We start from the raw sequence: 24,015 nt of genomic DNA, 5'->3' as shown, positions 1-24,015 counted from the left end.
AATGGTCATTAGTCAATGGTCAATGGTCATTAATCAAAGGTAGGGTGTGTTACGGCTGTGCAAGAATTTGGGAGTTTGAGAAAGTAAAAATGAGCCGTAACGCACCATGTTTCTCGGTGCGTTAAGCGTTGCCATAACGCACCCTACTGGCTACTACTTAAGGAAATTATTACAAACCGAATAGTTGAGAAATTGTCGGTAATAGTTTGTTAGCTGATTCCAGCAAATTAGCAACAGTGGGTAAGCCAGAGAATATCCCTTTTAACATCGTGAGGGCTGTCTTTGCCGTCTTTTGCTTGGTGGGTTCTTGAGGATTATTCCCGGCTTGTGCTAAAGCTTTTACCTGTGCTAAAGCCTCGGCTTTGTCTTCATCAGATAAATCTGAGGACTGGGAAATTGCCGCTTGTAATTGTGTGAGTAATTCTTTAATTCCTGGTTGGTCACTATCTGAAGAATCAGGTAACTGATTAATGGCAATATTAACATTACCGCTAATTGTTCCCAGATTAGCAATAGAACCACTGCCAGCAATACCGCTAACATTTGTACTGCCTTGAATATTGATGCCGCTAATATCTGACACTTTGTTATCTCCTTCTATATGATATTTGGGCTGCTTGAGAGCAGTATTCACCATATTTGTTAAATCACGAATATAACTATCTTTTTCTTCCAATCGTAATTGCTGACTCTGAGACAAAGCTTTGAGTTGATTATAGTCATCAAAATATTCTGCACTCAGTTGAGATTTATCAATTCCTTCCGCAGTTTTGGCACGGAGTAAGAATTTATCATCGCCGCGTTTCTCCATTGCCACAATTTCTAACTCGGCTTCGGGATGGTTGGCTGCGAGGTTTTTAAAAGCAATGGCAATGGCGCGGGGGTCAACGCCTTGATTATGGTAAAGATCGAGGGTGTCAAAAATTGGTTGAATAAAGTCGGCAAAGTCTCCGTCTTGGAATACTTCTTGGTGATTATCTGGTTTGCGGAGGGGATCGGGGTTGGTTTTGGTGGGTAAGCGCATGAAGACATATTCACACCTCACACCCTGTAATTTAGTTGTATTTGTGATTCCCCAGTCTTCAATGAATGCACCCGTGAGGGTTGCACCTGTTAAATCAGTTGCGTCTAGTTGGGTTTGTTTGAGTTTGGCTCTGGATAAATCCGCATCTTGCAAATTTGCTTCACTGAGGTCAGCGCCAATGAAGCTAGCATCTGCTAAGTTTGTTGATTGTAAGTTGATACCCCGTAGGTTTTGACGGTCGAAGTTTTTGTCTTGTCCTTGTCCTGTAGTTAGCAGTTGACGTACTTGTGAGTTTTGCAGATAAGTTGAACCTGGGCGAACACGGTCAAGCATTTTAACTTGATGCCAACGAGTACGAGTAAGGACAGCGTTGCGGAAGTCTGTACTTTTGAGCGTGGCTTGGGAGAAATCAGCATTGGTTAAGTTAGTGTTACGAAAGCTTGTACCACCAGTAGCTGCGAAGGCAATGGAAACATTACGAATTAGAGAATATTTCTCGTTTCCTTTCATCGCTTGCCAAGCGATGTAAATGTTCAATAGTATTCCGGCGAAGGCGAAGGCTCCAGATCCGGCGACGGTGAAGACGAAGGCTCCGCCGACAGCTCCCACGTCTCCGAGGACGGCTTCGGCGACGGCTTCGGCGACGGAGACGGCGAAGGCTCCGGCGACAGCTCCAGCGACAGCTCCGACGACGGTGAAGACGAAAGCTCCAGCGAAAGCGAAGGCTCCGGCTCCAGCGAAGGCGACGGCTCCAGCAAAGGCGACGGCTCCGGTTCCGGCAACGGCAAAGGCTCTGGCTCCGGAGTTGGTGACGGTGACGACGGCGACGGCGACGGCGACGGCGACGGCGAGATATCCTAAACCAGATGTTAATCCTTGCCGAATGGTTAGGAAGAAGAAGGGAATCAACATGATTAAAGCAACCCAACCGATGATCTGGTTCTCTTGATTGGATGAGTTAACTATCAGCCACACTATGTAACCATTCATAGCCCAGAGGAATCCCGACAGTCCTGACAATAAGAACGAGACAAGAAATAAACCAATTTCCCAACGGCGTTGCAGTCCTGCTTTGGCGTGACTGAATTTTGCACCCGTCAAATTAGCACCGCTAAAGTTTGCGCCTCGAATATCGGCATAGCTAAAGTTTGCACCTACAAGGTCTTGTCTACCCTTAAAGTTGCGTCCTCGGAGATTTTGACCGGAAAAGTCTAAAGCCATGTGTAATTTTACGGGGTTGAGCAAATTCTACTACACGCTTTAACCTGTAAATTCAGAAATGGTTAGATATATTTGTTAATTGAGGCTCAAATACTCATCGTCAAGTATTCAAGACTCATCGCTGAGGTTCAAAAACTCACTCACGAGATTCTGATACTTGCTTGTGAGTATTCAAGACTCATTCATGAGATTTTGATATTTGCTCACGAGTATTTAAAACTCACTCACGAGATTCTGATACCTGCTCACGAGTATTCAAGACTCATTCACGAGATTCTGATATTTGCTTGTGAGTATTCAAGACTCATTTACGAGATTCTGATACTTGCTCGTGAGTATTTAAGACTCATTCATGAGATACAGCGATTTTCATGCCGATGAAGTACACCTGTCTAGTCCAGAGATCGTAGGGGCGGGTTAAGTGAGATATTGGTGAATCATGTCAGCATATCTGTTAACCCGCCCCTACTGCTTGTGAGAAATGCGGGTAGCCTCTGTTGACTAAAAATTATGTACTTCACTTAACTGAGAAACGCTGTAAGGATTTATTGTCTAATTTTGAATTTTGAATTTTGCGGAAAGTTGCGTGCGGTGAATCCAGCCTTGTAGCCGGGTTTCCCACCGTAGGGGACTGGTGAACCCGGAGGGGGGTTTCCCCCGCCCGGCAAACTTTTCAAGACGAATTTTGAATTGATTCTCTCCTTCCCTACATTACAATTATCAAAAGATACTTAACATTTCTTTAAAATATGTCAGTAATTACAGCCCCCTCGACAACTCCTATTCCAGGACAATATTGGCAGTGGCGAGGGCATAAAATTTATTATGTTCGTGCGGGGAAAAGAGAAGGGAAATGTCCGCCACTGCTGTTGGTACATGGATTTGGTGCTTCTACAGATCACTGGCGTAAGAATATCACAGGATTGTGTGATGATTTTGAAGTATTTGCGATCGATCTTTTGGGGTTTGGACGTTCGGCTAAACCTAAATTGCAGTATGGTGGGGATTTGTGGCGCGACCAGATACATGATTTTATTAGTGAAGTAATTGGTCACAAAGCAGTTTTAGCGGGTAACTCTCTGGGGGGTTATGCTTGTTTGTGTGTCGCCGCCCAACATCCTGATAGTGTGGCTGGTGTGGTGTTACTCAATAGTGCTGGGCCATTTAGCGTCACTCAACCGACATCGGAACCAGAAGCTTTACAGTCACAAATTCAGCCACCCAAACAACCCTCAGCTTTACAAAAACTTCTGGGTGATGGTGTGAAGTGGATGTTTGGGCAACCCTTCGCACAGTTTTTGTTATTTCAATATGTGCGACAAGGTTGGGTAATTCGGCGAACTTTAGAAAAAGTTTATTTAGATAAAACTGCTATCACAGATCAATTAGTAGCAGAAATTGCTCGTCCTGCTTACGATGCGGGTGCTTTAGATGTATTTGTTTCTGTTTTTAGCACACCCCAAGGCGAGAAAGTTGATGTGTTATTGAAACAATTAACTTGTCCTTTATTGCTATTATGGGGAGAGGCTGATCCTTGGATGAATGCGAGAGAGCGATCGCAAAAGTTTCGGTTATATTATCCTCAATTAACAGAACATTTTCTCAAGGCTGGTCATTGTCCTCATGATGAAGTCCCAGATCAAGTTAATCCACTTTTACGAGATTGGGTATTGTCAGGAATTAGGGGGTCAATACTACTCGGTTAAGAATATTTGTAGCTACACAGCACTCTTCATTTAACTATCTACGTGTGTAACGATGCTTCACACCTATGGGAAAATATTCGCGATCGCCCATTGGTGCTAAGGCTACCTGTGGCATTTGGTATTCTGGGGGAACGTAGTTGGCAAACTCACTATTTAGTCGCAATAGTTGGGTGAGAATTGATGATGCTATGGTTTGGCGCTTATCTTCACTCTCTTCTATTCCTGGTGCTAATTCCACAACCACAGATAAAAATCTGTTTTTGTCAGCATCTTCTTTGACTTGTAAGACAAATTTACCAGTTACCCATTCTTGAATCACTGGTTGTTCTAAACCGACAGTCACATTTTCTGGATAGATATTCGCGCCAAAATAGGAGACGGTAAAATTAGAACGTCCGAAAACGTAGACGAAGGGTAACTTATGTACACCTCTGGAAGTCAGGGTTGCTAATGGGTTAAATCCCCAGTTGGATAAAAACTGGAGCATGGCATCATAGGTAATGATGCCGCCAGTGTCTAAGATGTTGTAACGAATTAAAGGAATGCCGTTATTGCCGGAAAATAGTAGTTGATGATCTTCGATTTCAAAAAAGCGGCTCACTGGGTCATACTGTACAAGTGTAGGTAAGCGAGATTCACCAAATAAAGCTTTGGCTGCTTCGGGATTTTGAGACAAAAAACGACGAATGCAAATACTTAAAGGCGTTTCATTTCCCAACACACCTGCGTCGGCTGTACCATAGAGTGATGCTGAATCGTAGCAGGGATTTTGGGAACCCATTCTTTCCCCAACTAAACTCCGCCATTCTTCACTAAATACCTCACCCGCCATCACCAGTTTAATTTGATAGCGTTGCCACTCCACACCACGCGCAACACCTGTATCAATCACATCTTTGAGGAATGGTGGATATCCCAAGAGTATTACCTGCTCAAAATTTCTCCCAAGTTCTTGTACGACGCGCAAGATTTCTTCTTTATTGTTCCCCGGTGTAATTACAGTGATGGGATAACCTTTACTCGCCAGATAGCGACAGCAGCTAGTAGTAAACATTCCCCCTACCCAAGTACCTAGAGTGAAACAAATTACTGCGAGGGTGCGTCTGGTGTCAGTAAAAAAACTATCGTGAAAAATTTGCTCAAAGCGGGTGGCTATTTGCAACTCATCGGTGAAGAAGCGAGGCCAAAATGTGGGTTTACCTGTAGAACCAGAGGAGGCAGCTATCATATCACAATCTGATAACTGTCCATTGCGGCACAAGTCAGTTAAAGGATAATGGGAAATGTAATTTTCTTTAGCGATCGCTGGTAATCTCTGAAAATCTTCTAAAGTTTGAATAGCATGAGGATTAATCTGTCTCTGGGCCAAAAAAGCTTTGTAAGCAGGTACGCTAGCTGCGACATCATGAAACAAACTCAAAACGGTTGATTCACTAGAAGTATTGAGATGCTGTTCTAGCAAACTTTCTAAAGGGGTAGATACAAAATCTTCCCAAGCCTGAATTATTTTTTTCATAGTCAATAGTCAATAGTCAATGGTCAATGGTCAATAGTCATTAGTCATTGGTCATTTATTGGTCAGCACTCCCTCACTCAGAACTCAGCACTCTCTCATTCCCTCACTCCCTACTCAGCACTCAGAACTCAGCACTCATCACTCCTTAGATTTCGTAAATGACACTACATCAGTTGTAGTAATTTATAAAAACCCCCATCTATACCTACAGCACCATGCAAGTCTATTGCAGTAAGCAACACGCCAATAATGGCAGTAATCGTTTTTGTATCCACTGTGGTGAACCTATGCCTTTGGGTGTTGGGCAAGTTGTGGATAATCGTTATCGCATCATACATCAGTTGGGGCAGGGTGGCTTTGGGCGGACTTATTTAGCAGAAGATATAAAAAAAGCTAATCAAACTTGTGTGTTGAAAGAATTTGCACCGCAAATAGAACAACAACAAGATTTACAAAAAGCGCAGGAATTGTTTGAACGGGAAGCCAATGTCCTGAAAAAACTCCAACATCCCCAGATTCCCCGTTTTCATACCTCCTTACAAGTGAAGATTGGCAGTAAAGATTTATTTTTATTAGTACAAGACTATGTAGAGGGCGATAATTTTTATCAAATATTAGAAAAGCGTCAAAGTCAGGGTAAGACTTTTACTGAAGAGGAAATTATTACTCTGCTAGAACAGATTTTACCTGTTTTATCTTATATTCACTCTCTAGATGTAGTGCATCGTGATATCTCTCCTGATAATTTGATTTGGCGGCGTGCTGATAATTTACCTGTCTTGATTGATTTTGGGGGTGTGAAACAATTACCAGCTTCTCAAGGTTTTTGGTTCACTAAATTGGCTGGGAATAATACTTTGCTCGGTAAAAAAGGTTACGCACCAGAAGAACAAATTCGCCAAGGACAGGTATTTATCAACAGTGATTTGTACTCGTTGGCGGTGACGGCGTTAGTCTTACTCACAGGGAAAGAACCACAAAAACTATACGACACCTATCAAGGTATCTGGCGCTGGGGGAAGGAAATTAATGTCAGCATTAAGTTAGAGTCGGTGTTAAAAAAGATGCTGGCATATAAACCGAGCGATCGCTATCAAAATGCTACTCAAGTTCTGCAAGATTTACCCTCGACATCGGTGACTAAAGCACCAAGTACTCATCTTACCAAGATTAAAACGATGGTGGTTGCCCCTGGGGGTAAAGCTATCGCTGCTGTCAGCAAAATTCATCACCGCACAAAAGCTGTATCACAAAAGTTACCTATGCCTATGTGGCTACGTCCTTTTGCTGTCAGTCTAGGGGGAACAGCTTTAGTGATTTTAACTGGTGCGGGTACTTGGGCTTTGGTAACTTCTGTGGTGCGGAGTGTCTCTTCTATCACTCCACCATCAATTTCTTTACCCCAAATCCCATCCTTACCTAATCCTTTTGCTAAACCAGTCAGTGACAAAAATAAAAATACTAGTAGCGAAGTTCTCTCTCGTCGTCAACAGCTAGAAATTCCCGAAGGATTTTTTACACAGACAGTAGATAGTTTATTTTATGCTCAAAAACCAGAGTTAAAAGGACGCAGCCTCACATCTAAGCCAGAAGATGCTGGTTTAAGAGATGAATGGTACGTTGTCGCCGGAGATTTTTTAAATAAAATAGAGCAAGCCAACCTCAGTACAGCAGCTCGCCAAAAACTAGGTAACTATACTCAAAAAGATTATGAAAAATGGAGACGACAAGCACGTTCTGGACAACTGGGAAATTACACAATTAGTCAAATAAATAAAGACACTAACGAAAAGTTTGATCGGTTGTTTCCTGGTCAACAGCGTGGGAAACTGAATCAACAAACCTTCGGTCAAATCTGGTATGCGATCGCATCTGATCAAGTGAGTAAAGCTAAGTCAAAGAAATGAAGGAGTAGTGAGTAATGAGTGCTGAGTGCTGAGTGAGGGAGTGCTGAGTGCTGAGTGCTGTTAGCGGTAGCGGGGCGATGAGCCGCGTGCTGAGTGATGAGTCGGAAGTTGGAGAGTACTGACTAATGACTAATGACCATTGACCAATGACCATTGACTAATGACTATTGACCAATGACCAATTTATATTGTTCAAAAGGGCATGAAAATTCCCCTGGAAGTCGTTTTTGCCTGAAGTGTGGGGAAAATTTAGTGGATAATTATCTCGGTGGGAGTATTCAACCAGGGTTAATTTTAGGCGATCGCTATTTAATTGTACGTCAAGTTGGACAAGGAGGATTTGGACGTACTTATCTGGCTGAAGATGTGAATCGTTTCCGGGAACTTTGTGTTTTAAAAGAGTTTTCACCCCAAGTGCAAACAGCCTATGTTTTACAAAAGGCAGAGGAATTGTTTCAACGGGAAGCTAGTGTTCTCTACAAGTTACAGCATCCCCAAATCCCCAGGTTTCGAGAATTATTCCGCGTCAATATCGCAGGTAAAGAATATTTATTTCTCGTCCAAGATTATGTAGAAGGACAGAATTATAGTTATTTATTAAATGAAAGAATTAAGCATGGTTTGCGGTTTACAGAAGCTGAAGTTAAGCAACTGTTGCAGCAAATTTTGCCTGTTTTAGAATATATTCACTCTCTGGGTGTAATTCATCGGGATATCTCCCCAGATAATTTAATTCTCCGCAATTCTGACCAATTACCAGTATTAATTGACTTTGGTGGTGTCAAGCAGGTTGTCGCTGTTGTTGCTTCTCAATATTATCAACCCGGTGTATCCGCATCTCCTCCAGCTGCTACCTTACTAGGTAAGATCGGATTTGCACCCCCAGAACAAATGCAAACGGGTTCGGTGTCTCCCCACAGTGATTTGTATGCTTTGGCTGTGACAGCATTGGTTTTACTCACAGGTAAGCAACCCCAAGAATTAATCGATAATTATAATCTGTCTTGGCAATGGCGGCGAGAAGTTAGTGTGAGCCAAATGTTAGGACAAGTACTAGATAAAATGTTAGCTCCTAGACCGGGCGATCGCTATCAGTCAGCCCAACAAGTTTTGCAAGCACTCAACCCCGCACCAGTAAGTTATCCCCCGACTCAACCCCCCATCTATACCCCAGAACCAACATCGGGAACGGTTGCTGTCTCTCCAACTCCCCCACCTCCCTTACCTCCCCCACAAAAAACTTGGTGGACACCAACAAAAATTTTCGTCACCGCATTAGTATTAACTAGTACGGCTGGGTTAGTTTTGTGGGGACTTAATCAAGGCGATCGCAACCCTATCACTGTTAATCCTACACCCACCCCCACCCCAACTATTACTCAACCCACCAATCCCCTAGATAAGTACTCCCCAGAGGAACGACGACGTAAACAAAGATTAAGCGATCGCCGTCAACAGTTGGGGATAGATGGTAACTTTTATATTAATTTAGTCAATGAAATATTCTGGGACAAAAACCCCAGTTTACGCGGACGTACTCTCAGCGATGGTGTAGAAGATGAGAGTTTGCGGGCGCAATGGGATCAAACAGCCAGTGATTTGCTAGATAAACTGACACCACTGAGTACCAAAGCGCGCCGACAACTAGGTACTTACACTGCCGCAGAACGCGATCAGTGGAAGGTGGAAGTTAACCAAATCAATGTGGGTAGTCGTTCTTTATACGATTTAGGCGATGCGCCTTTCTTCAAAGCTTTTCCCCAAGAAAAAGGTAAAAATTTTATTGATCAACCCATCGGGCAAATTTGGCACGCCTTTGTCAGTGATAAACTCAGTGCTATTCAAGCAGGTAGCGCTTTCCAAAAGATTGTTTTTGACTCAGGTGCGACAAGCAAAACAGTCAGTGGTACTCTTAAACCGACTAATGGTAAAGTTTTTATTGCTGATTTAGCTCAAGACCAATCTTTAGAACTCACACTCCAAGCTAATCCTAAAGTTCTACTCTCAGTTTACTCACCCTCTGGCAAAATCATCTTTTTAGAAGATTCATCTGAACGCAGTTTATCCGTTCAACTCCCGGAATCAGGCTTCTACGAGTTCGTTGTCGTCTCCACTGCATCCGCAACCGCAGATTATCAACTGACTCTCACAGTCGAAAATCCCACCCCACCACCAGAACTGACACCCACACCCACAGAAACTAGCACACCCACACCAACCCCCACAGAATCACCCACAGAATCACCTACCCCCATCCCGACACCTACGAATTAATATTCAATTCCTGGCTGTGCTTTAATATTTTGATCCCGAAAAGGGTGCTTAATCAGAGTCATTTCTGTGACTAAATCTGCACGCTCAATCAGTGCGGCTGGTGCGCCTCTACCAGTGAGGATCACGTGTTTAGTCGCTGGTTTTTGTGCTAAACCCGCTAGTACATCCTCGACTTGCAGATAACCCATTTTCAAGGCAATATTAATTTCATCTAACAGTACTAGCTGAAAATTTGGGTCGCGGATGAATTCTAATGATTTATCCCATGCGGCTTGGGCTTTGTCAAGATCGCGATCGCGGTCTTGGGTTTCCCAAGTAAAGCCTTCCCCCATTGCGTGAAACTCGATTTGATCTTCCCAATGGCTAAACACTGTTTTTTCCGAGGGTTCCCACGAGCCTTTGATGAATTGCACGATCGCTACCTTATACCCATGACCAAGCGATCTCAATACCATACCTAATGCTGCTGTAGTTTTACCTTTACCGTTACCCGTGTTAACAATAATTAATCCTTTTTCGGGTACGGCTTGTGCTATGCGGCGCTCTTGTACTTCCTTGCGGCGCTGCATTTTTTGACGGTATTGCTCATCAGAAAGGTTTTGGGTTGATGTCATTATTTCATCAATCAAACGCTCAATTTCCTTATCTGATTCTAATGCTTCTGGTGTATCGTTTGTCATTAAAGTCATCAGGAGAAGAAAATAAATGTTACAACTGATAGGAATAGGGGATAGGGGATAGGGGATAGGTGATAGGTGATAGGTTAGAAGTTTCTTGAGTTGTAGTGAGTTTTGTCAAAAATCAAATAAGTACCTAAACAAAATTAATTACACATATCGTCTTCCTGTAACCTGTAACCTGTAACCTGTTCCCTCTCTTCCACAAATGAATTTAATTTTGTGCGACTACTTACGAGTCCTATAGAAATGTGGCGTTCAAGATTTAGTTGGTTAACTGCTAGTTTTTCTAACCTGATATCTTGTTAGATTCAGTTTATTTGTGTGTTATTCATGTCTAATCAAATTACACTGAAAAATATTGATAAAATCCTCACATTCTTAACATTATTTTCCAGTCAAGATGCGCAATTATATGCGATAAACATTGAACCATTAACTTTAGACCCCTATCACTATTCTCCAGAATTCAATATATTTATCACCGCACTCAGCCAAGAAAACTTCGTGATTCCCTTTGATTGGCTAACTTGGCGAAGTGAAGCTATGAGTTTTGTAACTGATCCAAAAAGACTAAATCTAGCTGATATTTCTACAATACAGAAATTATGCAGTTATCACGTTCGCCAAGAACGTTTTTGTAGTGGTCATTTGGCAAAAATGATCGATAATGGTCACTTTCTGACAATCTTGCAAAGATTGCAAGTAATCCGTACGACTTTCATCTGAAAAAATACTAGCCTCTAGTCCCTAGTCTCTAGCCTCTAGTCTAGTTAAGATTAGAGTCGCGTGTTTACTATTTGGGAGTCTCTACCTTGGCAAAACATTTAGGGAAGAAAATTGCACCTGTACCCATGTCCACTGATGTGAGTGTGGTTGATTTGATTGATAATTATTTTACCGCTTACAACTCAGCACGTTTGCGGGAAGTCTGTCAACTGCTGAGTCGTGATGTCCTCCAGGATGGTGTGACGGTGGGAGTTAGTCTTTCTGGGGCGATGACACCGGCTGGATTTGGTGTGTCTGCACTTGCACCCCTAATTCGTAACGGTTTTATCGATTGGATGATTAGCACTGGTGCAAATCTTTACCATGATATGCACTACGGTTTGGGTTTTGAGTTATTTGCGGGGAACCCGTTTTTAGATGATGTCAAGTTGCGTGATGAAGGGACTATCAGAATTTATGACATTATCTTTGGTTATGATGTCTTGTTAGAAACCGATGCTTTTATCCGTAAGGTGTTGCAAGCAGAACCTTTCCAGAAACGGATGGGAACGGCTGAGTTTCATCACTTATTGGGTAAATATGTCTACGAGGTTGAGAAGCAATTAGGGGTGAAAAATTCTTGCTTGCTAGCTACAGCTTACGAGTATGGCGTACCTATCTATACATCCTCCCCCGGTGATAGTTCGATAGGGATGAACGTAGCCGCTTTAGCGTTAGAAGGTTCTCAGTTGATTATAGATCCAGCGATTGATGTGAATGAGACGGCAGCGATCGCCTACAATGCCAGAGAAGGAGACGGTAGAAGTGCAGCTGTAATTCTCGGTGGTGGTAGTCCGAAGAATTTCTTACTACAAACCCAACCACAAATTCACGAAGTTTTGGGATTAGAAGAACGGGGACACGATTTCTTTGTGCAATTTACTGACGCACGTCCCGATACTGGTGGTCTATCGGGTGCGACTCCCTCGGAAGCTGTCAGCTGGGGTAAGATTGACCCAGATGAATTACCCAGTACCATCGTCTGTTATACAGATAGCACGATCGCTCTACCTCTAGTAACAGCATATGTCCTCAACCAATGCTCACCTCGTCCCCTCAAGCGCCTGTACGATAAGCGTGAAGCATGGTTAGAAAAACTCCGCCTAGACTATTTAGCAGCCAAAGATCAACCGACTGAGAAAGTTACTACCAATGGCGAGGTAGCAACCTATCCCTGTGGTACACCTATTCGCAAGTAGTTTTTTGGGGGAGTAAGTGGTGAGTGAGGGAGTGGGGGAGTGAGGGGTGCAGGGGTGCAGGGGAGAAGAAGAAATGCCAATGACCAATGACCAATGACCAATGACTATTCCCTCCCTCCACCAATGAATTTAATTTTGTGCAACTACTTATGACTCATATTGTCGTCATTGCGGCTAGGCTGGATATTGATTGTTGACAGGTACTTTCTCCTGTAATCTTCATTTGCACACCACGAACAGGGGCCAGGGTGACTCCCCGACGGCGGGGTACTTCTGGTTTACTATCTGCTAGGGTGAGTTGATAACGTGATAAAACTGTTGCTAAAACTAGTTTCATCTCAAACAAAGCTAAAGCTTCACCTAAACAACGTCGAACACCACCACCAAAGGGGATAAATTCATAAGGAGAATATTGACGTTCTAGAAAACGTTCTGGTTTAAATTGTTTTGGTTGTGGATATAAGTCTTCCCGTTGATGAGTCAGGTACATACAGCCGACTAGGATGGTATCTGGCTCTAATTTATGCCCCAGTAGTTCTACAGGTTCTTGTACAACTCTGGGAAATGTTAACATAGCGACAGGATGAATCCGCAAGGTTTCATTACACACAGCTGTGAGATAAGGTAAGCGGAAAATGTTCATGGGATCTGGGGAATCTCCCAGGGTGGCAAGTTCTTGCAGCAGTTTTTCTCTAACTTCCGGCTGTTTGTGAATCCAATATAATGCCCATGACATAGCTGTAGCTGTGGTTTCATATCCAGCAAATAGCAGAGTCATCAATTCATCACGCAATTCCTGATCTGTGAGAGGATTACCAGCTTCATCCTGAGATGACATCAGTAAGGAGAGGATATCGATCCGATCTGTGTTATTTTCTGCACGACGTTCGGCAATTTCAGTATAAATCAACTCATCTAGTTGCTGGCGATCGCGCAAAAATTTTCCCCAAGGACTCAAATAGCCTAAATCTTTTTGTAAGTTGGGGAAGAACAGGAAACTGGAAGTTAAGGGTGAGCGAAACAAATCAGCCATTGCAGCCAGTTTTTGCTTGAGTGCTTCACCTTTTGCTCCTTCATGAACACCGAAAACAGTTTTTAAGATAACTTGTAAGGAAATATCTTGTGTAGCATTACGAGTTATAAAAGTTTGATTTTTTGGTAACTGACTCCACACTTTTTCTGTAATATTTTGAATTAGCTCCCCATAAGTTCGCATCCGATCGCCATGAAAAGAAGGCATGACTAGTTGTCGTCGTTTACGGTGGCGATCGCCTTCTAGCATAATAATGGAATAATTACCCAGCAAAGGTTCTAGGAGTTTGTTTTCTTCTCCTAGCGCTGCAAATTTTTTGCGATCGTTAGTTAAAATTTCTTGTAGTGCTTGGGGATGGGTGACAAATGTGATGGTGTTGCCAAAACCAATTACTTCCGCCGTAAAAATATCTGGGTATTTTTGTGCAGCACTCTCCATATATCCTACAGGGTCAATCACCCATTGTAGCCTCTGAAGAAAAGCAGGTTTATTCAGCAGATTCGGTAGTTGCATTTGATTTTTAATCTCTTAATTGGTTTCAAAACAATGTTGAGTTTAATATGCAGTGTAACTTGTTCTGCTCATCCTGACTCCTGTAGCTTGCTTCCTTTAGGGTATTCTGACTCCTGAATCCTTAAGCATCACTTTGTAGATAGTGGCAATATTCCGAGCATCATCTATGCCACGATGATGTGTACCAATTAAATTACATCCTAAATGGTTCAGCGCTTGTGCCATACCAAATTTTTTAGATATTCCCAAATATGCGGAAAATTCTTCTTTGATATTGATGTGTTCGGAATTAAAAGGATAGGGAACTTGATGAAATTTGCAATCTTGCAAGAATTGAGTTTTATCGTAGTTCCCCCAAGAACCAAAAATATGATTACTAAAAGTTGGATAAATCCATTCTTTAAACCGAGTCATTGCAGCAATAAACTGTGGTGCTTGATCAACATCTTCTTGGCGAATAGTTGTTAATTCAGTACAAAATTTGGTGAGTTGTGGATGTCTAACTGGTTGGATAAATTGTTGAAACTCGGCATCAATTTCTAAGGTGACTCGATTGAGCATCACTGCCCCAATCTCGATTATTTCCATTTCGTGCCGAGGAATACTGCCATCATCAGAGCAGGTAGCCTCTAAATCAACAATTAAAAAATATGATTTTTGGTCAGAGTTCATATTCTTTATTTAAAAATTTTCCGGTTTTTCTTAATGTTTGTATCTTATTGTAACTTGCATATTACAAAGATGCTAATCTATCTGGATGGAAACGGATTTACCCAACCGATTTGTATAGCCACATCAAGAGCGATCGCTGCCATAACAAACCAAAATATACTTTCACCAGCCAAGACAAAAAAAGGTAAAACTGAGTTATTAGCATTCCACCCCAACTCTATTTGCGTCAACCCCCGCACCAAACCAAAAGCCATCACAGCACCAGTCTTGAGTTGAGGATTTTGGTCGCTGCGGATCACATAGCGGTAAGTCACACCAAACAGCAAGCCAGAAAAACCAGCAACTACCCCACTAAATAACCAACGCCAGTGAACATCTATTGGTGTACTTACAAGTGCCGGAAAATACTTTGCGAGTAACAGAGTATTGACAAAACTACTGATTAAAAAGGCAAAAACCACAGCCAATCCCCCAATCAGACCAGCTTTCAGAGATTCTAACCGTTCTACCATTAATTGCGGCTCGAAAATTCCCTTCATGTCCCAATCTCACACTCATAGCAACATTGAACCATACCCCAGCCTCTAGCCTTTTTCCTCCATCAACACATGAGAAAATTACCCAATCCCTAATCCCTAGTACCCAGTCCCCAGTATGATAAATATTAGAGATGTTTTGTAAATAATTTCAAAAGTAAAGACTATGGCGATTTTGACACTTGGATGGGTATCACTGTTAGTTGTGTTTACTTGGTCGATTGCAATGGTAGTTTGGGGACGTAACGGACTGTAGGAGCATCGTGGAAAGTCCATTCCTGAGTATTTTGGCTTTAGTTGCCTTGGTGCTGCTAGTAGCAGTAACAGGTGGCGTTGGTTATTTAACGTTAGCAGGTTGGCGCGATCGCCGACTCCAAGAAAACGAAAAACGCGAACTCCGCCGCAGCAGCACTCCCAAGCGGCGATAACCCTTCAGGGACATGATAGCAACTAACTATCATGTCCCTAAATTTTTGAGAGACGTTGCACTGCAACGTCTCTACATTCATTTTCACCAGATACCTATTGCCTAATCCCCTATCCCCCATTCCCCATTCCCTATTGCCTATTTGCCTATTGCCTATTTGCCTATCCCCTAATTGTTATATCCACCCATAGTCCGGGAATCATAAGTTTAATACTTAAAGTCCCCTTGGGCATGAAAAACCAACCCACACCACTAACTTCTGAGCAACTAGCACAAGCAAAAGCCAGAGAAAAAGCAATAGAGTGGCAAAAAACAATAGCGATCGCTATTGAAAAAATTCGCCAGTCTCTAGACTTAGACAGCATCTTTCGCACTAGCACCACAGAAATTAGAAAACTCCTCAAGGCTGATCGTGTGGTGATCTATCGCTTCAATCCTGATTGGAGTGGTGAATTTGTCATGGAATCAGTAGGAGAAGGCTGGATTTCCATGATTGATCAACAGTTGCTACAACCGGAATTAAAGGAAAATATCAGCGAATGTAGTGCTAAAAATTTAGGAAATACATCAGTTGTTGATACTTACTTACGCGATACAGAAGGTGGCTACTACGTCAGAGGGGAAATTTATCGTATTTGTCATGATATTTACAATGCAGGCTTTAGCGATTGCTATATCAAGACCTTAGAAACTTATCAAGCAAAAGCTTATATAATTATTGCTATTTATCACGGTCAAAAACTCTGGGGCTTACTAGCCGTTTATCAAAACACCAACATCCGTGATTGGCAAGAAGAAGAAGTAAATTTATTAGTCCAAGTTAGTACACAATTGGGTGTAGGACTCCAGCAAGCAGAATTACTCGAACAGACACAACATCAAAAACAAGTACTGGCAAACACCCTCAAAGAATTGCGAGCAACTCAAAGCCAGTTAATTCAAAGCGAAAAAATGGCAGCTTTAGGACAGTTAGTAGCTGGAGTTGCCCATGAAATTAACAACCCAGTTAGTTTTATTTACGGCAATATCACCTATGTTACTGAACATACAAAAAACTTGTTGAAATTACTCTACAGTTATCAGCAAAAGTATCCAGAATCGAAAAGCGAAATGCAACAGCAAATCTGCGAGTTAGACATAGATTATATTGCTGATGATTTACCAAAAATTCTCGATTCTATGACAATTGGAGTAAAACGCATTTCTCAATTAGTCTTATCTTTAAGAACTTTTGCTCGACTTGACGAAGCGGAAATGAAATTTGTTGATTTGCATGAAGGTATAGATAGTACTTTGCTGATATTGCAACATCGACTACAAAGAAATACTAATTCTTTGGGAATTGAGGTGATTAAAGAGTATGGAAAATTGCCGCAAGTATTGTGCTATGCGGCTCAAATGAATCAAGTATTCATGAATGTTCTTAATAACGCTATAGATGCCTTGAAAAAGTTACAAATCAGTAGTTGTTTGTCAGTAGAAAATAACCAAAACATCGACAAATCACAAATAACTAACTACCATCCCCAAATTAAAATTTGTACAAAATTTCTAGAAGATCAGACAATTCGGATCAGTATTGCTGATAACGGTTGTGGTATTCCCCAAGAAATGCGATCGCAAATCTTTGAACCCTTCTTCACTACTAAAGAACCAGGACAGGGAACTGGTTTAGGCTTATCTATTAGTTATCAAATTGTTGTGGAACAACATGGTGGTCAAATTAAATGTATTTCTGAACCAGGACAAGGTTGTGAAATTTACATAGAAATTCCCATTCAGCCCAGAAAAAAACTAGGCGATGATCTGCCATTGATTGTAGAACATCAAATTCGCACTTGAGTTGTGCCACCGAGAATCATTAGACGTTGCAATGCAACATCTCTACTGTTTCACTATACTTGTACTTTTAGAAGATATTATTCGATATGATGCCAATTTTTGCACATTAATGACTACTCAAATTAAATTCAGCGATCGCTTTAGGGAAATTACTGTTTTCATGCCCAGAAAGGCTGAGTTTGATTAACGCAAAACGTTGTAAAGGTGTTAGTTTACACCACTGTGATGATGTGAGGTTAACACCTATAGTTTGCGCTTTTTCTTGCACAAGAGTGGGTATATTATTAGAGTCTAACCATGCTGGTTCAGGCTCGATAGGTAAATTTTTCGGTAGTTGCCCTGTACGTTCTAAAATTAACTGCTGAAGATACTTTTGATAATCATGAATTTCTGTTGCTGTCGTGCATGGTAATGCAACTAAAGTTTCCCGTTCAGTGTGAGTCATATGGTTCCAGTCAGATAATTTTAGCTTAATACCACAGGTATCAAGTTTGTAACGCACTAGCATTGGAATACAGCGTAGAGAATCTACAAAATCTGCTTCAAATTTAAAGAAGTCTGTCATAATCCGCGATTGAAAAGATGATTTCAAATTTACTCAAATTCAGGAACTGCCAAATAAAAAATATCCTCAATTTTCTGGTGAGATGGGACAAACAGCCCGTCCTCATATTTCATGTGGGCTGTCCATACCACCTCAGAAGATGGATAATTTATTTTTGGCAAAGCCCTAATCAGAATACAATTATAGATATCAACTAATACTTGTATTTACATCTATTTTGTTAATTTTACAAAATTATATGTAAGAATTCAGCACTCAGGAGTCAGAGGGTGTTGGAAAAGTTTCAGTAGGTATAAAAATGTCATTCTGACTGGAGTGGAGCGTCAGGAAGAATCTAGGTTTTGTGGCACATACCGAGATGTTTCATTCCGCTACGCTGCATTCAACATGACAAAGAAACAGACTTTTCAAACGTCCTCTTACAATTATAGATGGCAATGAATTTGATAGTTTCTCAACTTCACCAGAGAATGATTGCATATATCTCAACTAAACAATGGCAAAAGCTAGTCAGATTGGTTTGCCTGATACTGGTAGCATTTGGTGTTACTTTAATATTTGCCACAGAGACAGCGTTAGCACAAGAATCGGCTCAAAATATTTCTGCATTTAATCCCCAAGCATGGTTAAAAAATGCTTTGCAGTGGATTGATGGTCTGGGGGCTATAGGAGCATTAGCATTTATTATCCTTTATATCATTGCCACTGTTGCTTTTTTACCAGGGTCAATCCTCACTCTTGGTGCAGGTGTGGTCTTTGGCGTGGTTATGGGTTCGCTGTATGTCTTTATTGGTGCAACTATAGGGGCTACAGCTGCTTTCTTAGTCGGGCGTTATTTAGCGAGGGGATGGGTTGCTAAGAAAATTGCAGGTAATGACAAATTTCGGGCGATTGATGCAGCTGTAGGTAGAGAAGGACTGAAAATTGTTCTCTTAACTCGACTCTCTCCTATCTTCCCTTTCAACTTGTTGAACTATGCCTACGGTGTGACGCGAGTTTCTCTCAAAGACTACATTCTTGCTTCTATTGGCATGATTCCTGGCACAATTATGTATGTTTATATTGGTTCTTTAGCTGGTAATATTGCCACAATTGGGACTGAATCGCAACCCGGCAACCCTAGTTTACAGTGGGCGATTCAGATTATCGGTTTCATTGCTACAGCTGCTGTAACCATCTATGTAACTAAAGTTGCTCGTCAAGCTTTAGAAGGCGAAGTTTTAAAATCTTCAGACAATGATGAAAATCAGGGAATCAATCCAAATTAGTTGGCGTTGCAGAATAAAAATATGAATTAGTGTGATAGCTATGAAAGTTTTTCAGCATATTTATCTAATAAGAATTCCTTGAGGTGTGGTTGCTCTAGACTAATTCCTAAATCGGCAGCTTTTTGCTGAATTTGCTCGTAAGTCAAACCTGCTTGGATTGCATGGGCAATTAAGGCAATTCCCGATGCTCTAGCACCAGCTGCACAGTGAATTAATATCGGTTTTGGTAAATCGGCAATTTCCTGAAGCGCTGTTATTGTTAGCTGTTGATTTGCTTCTGTCGGTTTTAGAGGGATATTGGCATATTCTAGTCCAGCTTTTTGGGCTTGTTGCTCTTCGTCACTCAAAAAACCTGGTTCATCAGGCGATCGCAAATTGATCACTGACTGAAAACCTTCAGCTGCGGCTTGCTGTAATTCCTCTGGGGTAAGTTGTCCAGATGCACTTAGATCATCACTAATCTTTTTAGGGTTTATCATAGTTAGTACGCTAAGTCGATAGACTTGTAGTATATTAACAAGCCAACGTTAATAATACAAGCACTTTCACAAGGCTGCTGACTTAATTAGTTTGAGAGGATATTTGAAAAGTATCGGCGTAGAGGCGGGTTTACCAATATACTTCCATCATTCACGAGTATCTCGTCAACCCGCCTCTACCGTTTTGTGAAAAATGCTGAGTAGGTGGGTCTTGTCTGTGTAGCCAAGCCACTGCATTGGGGAGACACTGCGTTGTGGGGGTTCCCCCTCATTGAAGCAAGTGTCGGCGGATTTCCCGACTTGTTGCAAGTGGCGCGCGACTTCTAGTTGTCAAGGTAAGTTTAGACTTTTCCCACAACTTCTGAAAGTGATTGAGATGCTTCTCATCCTACTTTAGATATATCCTTTGATCATCAAACAGTCAAAATTATCATCTAATTTTCCTGTGATAAATTGAAAAAGAAAGTTGAAATATTTTTTCATCGGTTTTTAAAAGTAAATTTTTATTGCTTGAGTAGTTTAATTTAATTTTGAGTGTCTATTGCCACTAAAAAAAGGTAAACCCTAGCAGATAGGCTTGCTAAAAGACTGTGGTTGTGACCTTAAATAAACCTATCAGTCTTGATTTGAGAGAATCAAAAAATACATAGAGAAAACCAATTAATACAATTCAAAAAAACAATTTCTGTCTATATTAGACTAATTAACTGAGTTAAATCATTTACTACAATAATCTTTTTAAAATTACAGTTCATCTATTACAGATTTACCCATAGAATAATTTTGAAGAGGAATAAAATTGTATCTTTGTCCTAACTACCCTAATTCTTATGTGCATAAAACAGAGATTTTGTCTAGTGATATATATATATCAATCTCTTATTAGTTATTGATATGAAATCGGATGAAGTCGCAATCATCGTCAATTATTAACCATTTACTCGCCATTAGTTTCGCTGACTCGTTCTGCGGTCAACAGAATCATGAAACTTGACGAATTAACTATGCCATTCAACGAGCTACCAATTGATTTACATAATTTATATCCGATGCTTGATTATCATCCTTTGATTGTTAGCCCTGATAGTTATGTCATCGATGCTGTTAGCTTAATGAATCAGCCACGGAGTTATGGATTACCCCAGGCTGAGTTAGACTCATCGGAGAATTTTAGCAATTGGAGTTTACAAGAGAATAGCTGTGTTTTAGTTGTTGAGGCAGGTAATCTCTTAGGAATTTTTACAGAGCGAGATTTGGTCAAACTGACAGTAGCACAAGTAGATTTATCGGCATTAAAAATGGCTGAGGTGATGACACAACCAGTCATCACGATGAAAATATCTCGTTTCCAGGGTATATTTGCAATTTTGTCCTTATTGCGTCAGCATCAGATTCGCCATCTACCAATTGTGGATGAGCAAGAACAATTACTCGGCATTGTCACTGCAACTAGTTTGATGCAAGGATTTGAACTAACACATAAAGTTGGTATTTTTGCAGCTTTGGAAAGACTACAGGATGATTTCTGGCAAGTTAGTCAGCAGATTAATGGGTTAAGCGGCTCAGATCATTGTCAAGGAAAGTGCGAAAACCATAGAGAAAAATTAGTTTCTCATGAGCTTTTTCAACAAGCAGTTAACGAGCATCACAGAACACAACTAGCCTTAAAGCAGAGTGAGAAACTCTATCGCCAGTTAGTCGAAAACCAAACTGACGTAATTATTCGCATTGATGATTTGGGACAGATTCAGTTTGTTAATCCCGCAGCTGCTGAGGTTTTTGGTCAAAAATTGGAGGAGTTGCGGGATAAGTCTTTGTTCGATTTTTTCCCAGTTGAGGAATTACCGCAAGCGATCGCCAATTTAAAAGCATTAACAACCCCTCCCTATAGCTTAACAATTAGTGAGCAGCCCATATTAACAGCGAAAGGAGTACGTTGGTTTCAATGGAATACCACTGGGGTGAAAAATGAAAATGGCGAAGTTCGGGAATTTCAGGGAGTAGGTAGAGATATTACCGAACGCAAACAAGCAGAACAATCATTAAAAGAGAGTCAAGAAAGACTCAGTTTAGCGATGGAATGTGCCAACATGGGCATTTGGGACTGGAACTGTCTGACGAATAAAACAGTTTGGTCTGATAATATGGGGCCTTTGTATGGCTTACCCAGTGGGACATTGTGTCCTAATTTTGAAGAATATATCAAGCTAGTTCATCCAGAAGATCGCAAGTTAGTCACTCAAGTGATAGCTGGTACTCGCAGAAATGCAGTAGGACAAAAACTGGATTTTCGGGTGGTTTGGCCAGATGGCAGCATTCACTGGCTGACTGGTAAAACTCAAGTATATGAAAACAAACAAGGTCAGCCAATCAGGATTATTGGCACAATTAGAGATATTAGCGAACAGCAAGCTGCACTGCGCGATCGCAAACAAGCAGAAGCTGCCTTAAGAGAAAGTGAACAACTCTATCGCTCTGTAGTCACAGTAATGCGTGAGGGGATTTTACTTCAGCAAGCTAATGGCCAAATCATTGCCTGTAACACCAGTGCCGAGAATATTCTCGGACTCAGCAAAGAGCAGCTCATGGAACGCACCTGTATCGATGAACGTTGGCGTACCATTCGAGAAGATGGTTCTCTTTTCTCTAGAGAACAACATCCAGCAATGGTGACTTTACGTACTGGTGAACCCTGTACGGATGTGATTATGGGAGTCTATAAAACCAATGGACAATTAATTTGGCTGACCATTAATTCTCAACCCTTATTGCGAGATAATGAAACCATTCCCTATGCAGTAGTCACATCTTTTTCGGATATTAGCGATGCCGTGGCGGCGGCTGCGCAACGCCAACAGCGAGAACAAAAAATCCGTGAGCAAGCAGCCCTACTTGATGTGGCGACTGATGCCATTTTTGTCAGGAATTTAGACAAAGCGATCGTCTTTTGGAATCAAGGTGCAGAAAATACTTATGGTTGGTCACAATCAGCCGCTATGGGCAAAAATCCCCAAGAACTATTGTGTGCCAAAAATGCCTATCACCTGGATGAACAAGCGCTAAAAACAGTTGTAGAAACTGGGGGATGGCAAGGGGAGTTGCCAAAAGTAACTAAATCTGGTAAGGAAATTATTGTTGAAAGTCGCTGGACATTGCTACGTGATGCTCATGGGGCAGCAAAATCGATTTTGGTGGTTGACACCGACATTACCCAGAAAAAACAACTAGAAGAGCAATTTTTTCGCGCTCAAAGATTAGAAAGCTTAGGAACATTGGCAGGTGGTATTGCCCACGACTTGAATAATATTTTGACACCAATTTTGGCAGCTGCGCAGATATTAAAAGTTAGCACAAATCAAAATAAAGAGCGATCGCCCCACCTACTAGAAATCATCGAAAGTAACGCCAAACGGGGCGCATCTCTAGTCAAACAAGTCTTATCCTTTGCTCGAGGCTTTAAAGGAGAGCGCACAATCATCCAACTCAAGCACCTGATTACTGATATAGTCTTGATTGGTCAACAGACATTTCCCAAAGATATTACGTTTACCACCAGCTCACCAGAAGAACTGTGGACTGTTTGTGGAGATGTCACTCAAATGCACCAAGTACTGATGAATCTGGTAGTTAATGCCCGTGATGCCATGCCAGATGGAGGACATATTCACATTGTTGCCGACAATATCTTCATTGACGAAGCCTATGCCAGGATGAATCTAGAGGCAAAAGTGGGACATTATATTAAAATCAGTGTCAGTGATACCGGGGTGGGGATGACACCGGAAGTATTAAATAAAATTTTTGAACCATTCTTTACGACAAAAGACATCACCACAGGTACAGGGCTGGGACTATCGACTGTAATGGGAATTATCAAAAGTCATGGTGGTTTTGTCGATGTCATCAGCCAAGTTGATCAAGGTAGTACATTTTACCTATTTTTACCCGCAGTTCCAGGAATGCCAGATATACCAGTAAGTGAAACAGAAACACCCAAAGGCAACGGTGAATTAATTTTAGTAGTCGATGATGAAGCCCCAATTTGTGAGATTACCAAACTAATTCTCGAAAATCACGACTATAAAACTCTGATTGCTACTAACGGCATCGAAGCGATCGCTCTCTATGCCCAACACAAACATCATATCAGTGCTGTATTCATGGATATGATGATGCCAGAAATGGATGGGGCTACAGCCATTCGCACCCTACAAAAAATGAACGCCGATGTACAAATTATTGCTTGTAGTGGCATTAATTGCACAGAAGCCTTAACCCAAGCTACTGGTGTAGGTGTGCAGCAAGTTTTACCCAAACCCTTCACTGCCAAGGAATTGTTAAACACCTTACACGACACACTCAAATCTCAAAATTAGATCATGTACAAG

The 24,015-nt window shown here is 41.4% G+C and carries 17 protein-coding genes and 1 pseudogene; 10 read left to right on the top strand and 8 right to left on the bottom strand.

Translation table 11 applies throughout. The annotated features are described in order from the left end of the window. Nucleotides 1-169: 169 nt before the first annotated feature. Nucleotides 170-2,245, bottom strand: a complete 2,076-nt coding sequence (locus tag FD725_RS27115; RefSeq protein ID WP_179050989.1) for a pentapeptide repeat-containing protein — start codon at nucleotides 2,243-2,245, stop codon at nucleotides 170-172. Between the two features lie 749 nt (nucleotides 2,246-2,994). On the opposite strand from FD725_RS27115, the gene FD725_RS27110 reads away from it, so the two are divergent. After that, nucleotides 2,995-3,951 carry an alpha/beta fold hydrolase gene (locus tag FD725_RS27110; protein ID WP_179050988.1) on the top strand — a complete coding sequence of 319 codons (957 nt, stop codon included), beginning with the start codon at nucleotides 2,995-2,997 and terminating at the stop codon, nucleotides 3,949-3,951. Nucleotides 3,952-3,985: 34 nt separating this feature from the next. Here the strand turns inward: FD725_RS27110 and FD725_RS27105 are convergent, their stop codons facing one another. Further along, nucleotides 3,986-5,467 carry a phenylacetate--CoA ligase family protein gene (locus FD725_RS27105; protein WP_179050987.1) on the bottom strand — a complete coding sequence of 494 codons (1,482 nt, stop codon included), beginning with the start codon at nucleotides 5,465-5,467 and terminating at the stop codon, nucleotides 3,986-3,988. A 215-nt stretch (nucleotides 5,468-5,682) separates the two neighbouring features. On the opposite strand from FD725_RS27105, the gene FD725_RS27100 reads away from it, so the two are divergent. After that, entirely contained in the window at nucleotides 5,683-7,374 is a 1,692-nt protein-coding gene (locus tag FD725_RS27100; RefSeq protein ID WP_179050986.1) for a serine/threonine-protein kinase, read from the top strand. A gap of 174 nt (nucleotides 7,375-7,548) precedes the next feature. Further along, entirely contained in the window at nucleotides 7,549-9,648 is a 2,100-nt protein-coding gene (locus FD725_RS27095; RefSeq protein WP_179050985.1) for a serine/threonine-protein kinase, read from the top strand. On the opposite strand, the gene cobO is transcribed toward FD725_RS27095, so the two are convergent. Further along, complete coding sequence (gene cobO / locus FD725_RS27090) at nucleotides 9,645-10,328, bottom strand: cob(I)yrinic acid a,c-diamide adenosyltransferase (RefSeq protein ID WP_179051718.1); 684 nt, start codon at nucleotides 10,326-10,328, stop codon at nucleotides 9,645-9,647. The genes FD725_RS27095 and cobO overlap by 4 nt on opposite strands. Before the next feature lie 330 nt (nucleotides 10,329-10,658). Here cobO and FD725_RS27085 point away from each other — a divergent pair, with 330 nt between their 5' ends. Beyond that, entirely contained in the window at nucleotides 10,659-11,054 is a 396-nt protein-coding gene (locus FD725_RS27085) for a DUF6508 domain-containing protein (RefSeq protein WP_179050984.1), read from the top strand. A gap of 86 nt (nucleotides 11,055-11,140) precedes the next feature. Further along, nucleotides 11,141-12,292, top strand: coding sequence for a deoxyhypusine synthase (speY, locus tag FD725_RS27080; RefSeq protein WP_179050983.1), 1,152 nt, complete (start codon nucleotides 11,141-11,143; stop codon nucleotides 12,290-12,292). Nucleotides 12,293-12,446: 154 nt separating this feature from the next. On the opposite strand, the gene FD725_RS27075 is transcribed toward speY, so the two are convergent. The 3 genes from FD725_RS27075 to FD725_RS27065 all read right to left on the bottom strand — a co-directional run bounded on the left by FD725_RS27075 (nucleotide 12,447) and on the right by FD725_RS27065 (nucleotide 15,049). Continuing rightward, the gene (locus tag FD725_RS27075) at nucleotides 12,447-13,838 is read right to left on the bottom strand and encodes a cytochrome P450 (RefSeq protein ID WP_179050982.1); all 1,392 of its coding nucleotides are present in this window, start codon (nucleotides 13,836-13,838) and stop codon (nucleotides 12,447-12,449) included. 96 nt (nucleotides 13,839-13,934) lie between these two features. Continuing rightward, entirely contained in the window at nucleotides 13,935-14,510 is a 576-nt protein-coding gene (locus tag FD725_RS27070; protein ID WP_179050981.1) for a 3'-5' exonuclease, read from the bottom strand. A 77-nt stretch (nucleotides 14,511-14,587) separates the two neighbouring features. Beyond that, a complete protein-coding gene (locus tag FD725_RS27065; protein ID WP_256871779.1) occupies nucleotides 14,588-15,049 on the bottom strand; it encodes a hypothetical protein in 462 nt (153 codons plus the stop codon). A gap of 163 nt (nucleotides 15,050-15,212) precedes the next feature. Between FD725_RS27065 and petN the strand changes: the two genes are divergently transcribed. The 3 genes and pseudogenes from petN to FD725_RS27050 form a co-directional block, all read left to right on the top strand. After that, nucleotides 15,213-15,302 (top strand): cytochrome b6-f complex subunit PetN, encoded by a 90-nt coding sequence (petN, locus tag FD725_RS27060; protein ID WP_010998401.1) that lies wholly within the window; start codon nucleotides 15,213-15,215, stop codon nucleotides 15,300-15,302. A 7-nt stretch (nucleotides 15,303-15,309) separates the two neighbouring features. Further along, nucleotides 15,310-15,474, top strand: a complete 165-nt coding sequence (locus FD725_RS27055) for a hypothetical protein (protein WP_179050980.1) — start codon at nucleotides 15,310-15,312, stop codon at nucleotides 15,472-15,474. A gap of 251 nt (nucleotides 15,475-15,725) precedes the next feature. Next, nucleotides 15,726-17,315, top strand: a pseudogene (locus FD725_RS27050) (ATP-binding protein); the annotation flags it as partial. 106 nt (nucleotides 17,316-17,421) lie between these two features. On the opposite strand, the gene FD725_RS27045 reads toward FD725_RS27050, so the two are convergent. Beyond that, on the bottom strand, nucleotides 17,422-17,880 hold the full coding sequence (locus FD725_RS27045; RefSeq protein ID WP_179050978.1) for a nitrate reductase associated protein: 459 nt from the start codon (nucleotides 17,878-17,880) through the stop codon (nucleotides 17,422-17,424). Between the two features lie 470 nt (nucleotides 17,881-18,350). On the opposite strand from FD725_RS27045, the gene FD725_RS27040 reads away from it, so the two are divergent. Further along, nucleotides 18,351-19,148, top strand: a complete 798-nt coding sequence (locus FD725_RS27040) for a TVP38/TMEM64 family protein (RefSeq protein ID WP_179051716.1) — start codon at nucleotides 18,351-18,353, stop codon at nucleotides 19,146-19,148. A gap of 38 nt (nucleotides 19,149-19,186) precedes the next feature. On the opposite strand, the gene FD725_RS27035 is transcribed toward FD725_RS27040, so the two are convergent. Next, nucleotides 19,187-19,627 carry a beta-lactamase hydrolase domain-containing protein gene (locus tag FD725_RS27035; protein WP_179050977.1) on the bottom strand — a complete coding sequence of 147 codons (441 nt, stop codon included), beginning with the start codon at nucleotides 19,625-19,627 and terminating at the stop codon, nucleotides 19,187-19,189. A 983-nt stretch (nucleotides 19,628-20,610) separates the two neighbouring features. Here FD725_RS27035 and FD725_RS27030 point away from each other — a divergent pair. After that, on the top strand, nucleotides 20,611-24,003 hold the full coding sequence (locus tag FD725_RS27030) for a PAS domain S-box protein (RefSeq protein ID WP_179050976.1): 3,393 nt from the start codon (nucleotides 20,611-20,613) through the stop codon (nucleotides 24,001-24,003). Nucleotides 24,004-24,015: the final 12 nt, after the last annotated feature.

The organism is Nostoc sp. TCL26-01 (assembly GCF_013393945.1).
Taxonomy (GTDB): Bacteria; Cyanobacteriota; Cyanobacteriia; order Cyanobacteriales; family Nostocaceae; genus Trichormus.
This window is presented reverse-complemented; position numbering and strand designations above follow the sequence as displayed.

Bases quoted from the DNA above. Each gene is read 5' to 3' on its own strand.
- FD725_RS27045 (WP_179050978.1), bottom strand. From the start codon at position 17,880: ATGACAGACTTCTTTAAATTTGAAGCAGATTTTGTAGATTCTCTACGC.
- FD725_RS27070 (WP_179050981.1), bottom strand. From the start codon at position 14,510: ATGAACTCTGACCAAAAATCATATTTTTTAATTGTTGATTTAGAGGCT.
- FD725_RS27065 (WP_256871779.1), bottom strand. From the start codon at position 15,049: ATGAAGGGAATTTTCGAGCCGCAATTAATGGTAGAACGGTTAGAATCT.
- FD725_RS27075 (WP_179050982.1), bottom strand. From the start codon at position 13,838: ATGCAACTACCGAATCTGCTGAATAAACCTGCTTTTCTTCAGAGGCTA.
- FD725_RS27105 (WP_179050987.1), bottom strand. From the start codon at position 5,467: ATGAAAAAAATAATTCAGGCTTGGGAAGATTTTGTATCTACCCCTTTA.
- FD725_RS27035 (WP_179050977.1), bottom strand. From the start codon at position 19,627: ATGATAAACCCTAAAAAGATTAGTGATGATCTAAGTGCATCTGGACAA.
- cobO (WP_179051718.1), bottom strand. From the start codon at position 10,328: ATGACAAACGATACACCAGAAGCATTAGAATCAGATAAGGAAATTGAG.
- FD725_RS27095 (WP_179050985.1), top strand. From the start codon at position 7,549: ATGACCAATTTATATTGTTCAAAAGGGCATGAAAATTCCCCTGGAAGT.
- FD725_RS27100 (WP_179050986.1), top strand. From the start codon at position 5,683: ATGCAAGTCTATTGCAGTAAGCAACACGCCAATAATGGCAGTAATCGT.
- FD725_RS27030 (WP_179050976.1), top strand. From the start codon at position 20,611: ATGAAACTTGACGAATTAACTATGCCATTCAACGAGCTACCAATTGAT.
- FD725_RS27115 (WP_179050989.1), bottom strand. From the start codon at position 2,245: ATGGCTTTAGACTTTTCCGGTCAAAATCTCCGAGGACGCAACTTTAAG.
- petN (WP_010998401.1), top strand. From the start codon at position 15,213: ATGGCGATTTTGACACTTGGATGGGTATCACTGTTAGTTGTGTTTACT.
- FD725_RS27040 (WP_179051716.1), top strand. From the start codon at position 18,351: ATGATTGCATATATCTCAACTAAACAATGGCAAAAGCTAGTCAGATTG.
- FD725_RS27110 (WP_179050988.1), top strand. From the start codon at position 2,995: ATGTCAGTAATTACAGCCCCCTCGACAACTCCTATTCCAGGACAATAT.
- FD725_RS27085 (WP_179050984.1), top strand. From the start codon at position 10,659: ATGTCTAATCAAATTACACTGAAAAATATTGATAAAATCCTCACATTC.